A 3,600-nucleotide genomic window follows, 5' to 3' on the forward strand; every position below is an offset into this window, starting at 1 on the left:
TGTTATCATCACAAATCAATTGATCGTCGATGACATTACTTAATGGTAATAGTCTAACTATTGTATTAAACGTCACGGTATCATAACAACTTGGATTTTCAATACTTTCCATACGAACCACAACAGGATTCCCTCCAGCAATAGTATTTGTGTACAAATTGGGCAATGCGGCAAGACTATTATCTGCATCATTTTGATTTGCATGATAGGTAATATTGTATAGAGAAGGATCTTGCGTTCCAAGTACTTGAATGTTTAGTGTAGACAAATCAAACAAAGTAAAACCATTTTGAGGATCTCCATCAGTATTATCATCGCATACTTCATAATCTGCAATGGCATTCGCAATAGGCTGATCAGCCACATCTATTGTGAAACTTGTTGTTACAAAACAACCATTTACAGAACTATTTTCTAAACGAACAAAAATTGTTTCTTCATCATATGCCGTTTGGTTAGTGTATGGACTTATAATCGGATTAATATCTGCATCGGCGTCAGCTTGAGAAGTATGATAACTTACGGTAAAATTACTAAAAGGTCCCATTGTTCCAGTAATCATTCCATCAAACTCAGTAAAATCAAAATCTCCAAAACCATCATTATCAGTATCGCATAGCACTATATTATTTGGTGTTGCGGCGATAACGGGATCATCAACAAATTCGACAATTATTTCATCATCAAAATTACAACCTCCAATGATCATTATTTCAACTTTATAAACACCAGGATCAGTAACAGATAATGTAGGTCCTGTTTCTCCCGAAATTTCTACACCATCTTTAAACCATTTGTAAACGGCTGAAGGATTAGAAACTCCCGGGTCTAGCACGATAGTTTCTCCTAAACATCCAGCAGTTTGTAGTGCAAGTGTTCTGTCTGGACCTAAATCTCCACCAATATTAAAACTTCCTCCTTCAATGAATACGGCAGAATCATAATTTTCATCAGCATTTTCCGCTATAACAAGTTTAATGGTGTATGTTTGATTTGGAATTACAACTTCTTCCGCAGTGAGGACAATAGTTTGACCGTTGAAATCGGTATCGCCCGCACCACTTAATCCTGTGTCATAAAATTGAGGTAATGCAAAACCTCCTAAAGCTCCTGATGCGCAACCATTTACATTGTGAATGTTTGTAACACTCACTGGAATATTAGTTCCAGGAATTAGAGCTATGTTTTTACCACCTAAATTTACATTTATATCAGGAGTTCCAGGATTTGCATCATGGTTGTAACTCTGAATAGAATTAATTCCAGGACCACTTAGAATAAAAGCGAAAGCATCAGCATATTGACAAGGAAAATTACCTGTATATTCTTCTGAAGCCATAAGGTAACGAAAGCTTAATCGATTTGTAGTAGGAGTAAACTGAAACTCTATGACTGTAGCATTAAATGTAACATTCGGAGGTATTTGTAATAACTCAGCAATATCGTCATCGCCTGTCCAGCCTAAGTTTCCCCAACTCAATATTTCATCATTTGGGCCTGGAATTTCATTAATATTACTTGTACTTAATACGATTCCGTCTTGAAAAGGGAAATTTGATCCATTTCTATTAAAATACCCATAACTCTGATATGTATTTCCTCCCATTTCACTATTATTTGGACTGGTTACATTGTTTGCACTAGCACAAGGACTATCAATTAGAATATCATTAATAAGTTCATCAAGTGTGTTTGTAGTGCCATCTACAATGATTTGAGCAGAAACAAAAGGTAGCGTGATGAATGATAAAATACAGAATAGAATTGGTAGTTTTTTCATGTCATGCGTGAGTTTGGTATTTGTGTTCTAGAGGAAGCACTTGGTTCGGTTTCATATACATAACAATTAAACTGTACAAAACCCTACTTATTACTAGCAAAAGTATATTTAAAAAACCGAAGACGTTTTGTCTTCGGTTTTTCTTTGTTTTTTTCTTTCTATGTAAATTGTCTCAGGATAAGTTTTGTGATATGTATTCATAATTCACGTAAAACAGTAAGATAAACTTTAATATACTTAAAGACTCGATTATCGAGTGAATTATCTCTTCAATGTAAAATGATTGATAAACTCTTTTGGTGTTCCATCAAATGGATCTACATATTCTACTCTAAACCAATAATCTGCTGATGGCATCAGGTTCCCATTGAAGGTTCCGTCCCAACCTGGTCCTGCGGGACTGATCTGTTTTAAGAGTTTTCCATAACGATCAAAGATAAATATCTTCGCCGATGGCTGATTCTGTAATCCGATGATATTCCATGTTGGATTGAAAGCATCTCCATTTGGCGTGAAGAACTCCATAAAGTCAATCAGTCCAAATGTTTTTATAATCTCTCCACAACCATTGGTATCTCGTACGGTAATGGTATGCTGTCCTGGCTCTAGGTCTGTAAAGATGCCTGTTGTTTGCCACTGTCCATCATCGAGTTGATATTCATAACTTCCCGAACCGCCTGAGGCTGTCGCTGTGACATTGTGAAGGTCTGAAAAAGCAGGTGTGTTTACAGCAATATCTAAGGCACTTGGCGCTGAAGAAGCTGTATAACTCACACTATCATCATAGGTACAGTTGGTAGTATTGTTGTTGTCGGTTACAATCACGCTGTATGTTCCTGCCTGAGTAACTTCTACCGTGGCTGTGGTAGTGGTGCCGCTTGGTGTTGTCCATTGGTAGCTATATCCTGCTCCAAAGTCTACACCAATGGTTCTGATGTCAAGGGCTTGTCCTGTAATGGCATCTACACATAGTACATCATCTGCTGGCAAAGTAAATACAGGGATTGGATTTACTTGTAAATTGATTAAGATTACATCGGATAAACAACCTGTCATGGTTTGTCTTACACGTACAAATAGTACTTGTGGATTTGATGTATTTACATAACTATCTGTATTTGTAATGGCGTTTGTATCCATATCAGCATCCATCGCCGTTTCATAGTAGACAACTTCCATATCTGTTTGTCCGTTAATAATGTCTGTATCCAAAGAAGTCAGATCAAATACACCTGTTTCTTGATCGGTTTCATCACTTGCACAGGTTTCAAATGGATTCATTGGTGCTGTTGCTGTTGGAATTGGTTCTACACTGAGTTCTAGACTTGCTATGTTATTACTGTTGATACACTCCGTTGCAGTATTCTCCACACGGATAAACACCGTTTGTGGATCTGTTGTGTTTTCAAAACCGTTGACAAGTGCTGCCGTTCCTGCCAAAGCATCTGCCGCTGTTGGATGATAAGTCACGGTAAAGTCAGCTAAATCCTGAGGTGCTTCTAATAGATTCAGCGAAGCCGTTACCACATCCCAATCAAACTGTCCCACATTGTCATTGTCATACTCACAGAATACATATTCAAAAGTCATACTGCTTAGTACTGGTAATGGATGTACAATTACAGGAAGTTCCACAACGGTATAACATGGAAGCATGTTGCTATCAATCTGTAAATCACTCTGTACACGTACGTAAATGATAACCTGTCCGTTAGTATTGGCTGTGGTCATGTCTACCGTATGCATCGTTGGATCTATAATCGGATTTGTATTATCCATCGCATCGATTTCAGTAGTATGATAGCTTACGGTCACATTGT

Annotated in this window: 2 protein-coding genes; both read right to left on the reverse strand. The window is 37.4% G+C overall.

Annotated elements, in window-relative coordinates; all coding sequences use genetic code 11:
* Positions 1-1,780, reverse strand: a 1,780-nt coding sequence (locus tag AA089_RS22670; protein ID WP_046759312.1) for a choice-of-anchor L domain-containing protein, incomplete at its 3' end; no start/stop codon positions are given.
* A 261-nt stretch (positions 1,781-2,041) separates the two neighbouring features.
* Positions 2,042-3,600 (reverse strand): T9SS type B sorting domain-containing protein (locus tag AA089_RS24005; RefSeq protein ID WP_156169286.1); only part of this gene is annotated, 1,559 nt, incomplete at its 5' end.

This window comes from Kordia jejudonensis (assembly GCF_001005315.1).
GTDB lineage: Bacteria > Bacteroidota > Bacteroidia > Flavobacteriales > Flavobacteriaceae > Kordia > Kordia jejudonensis.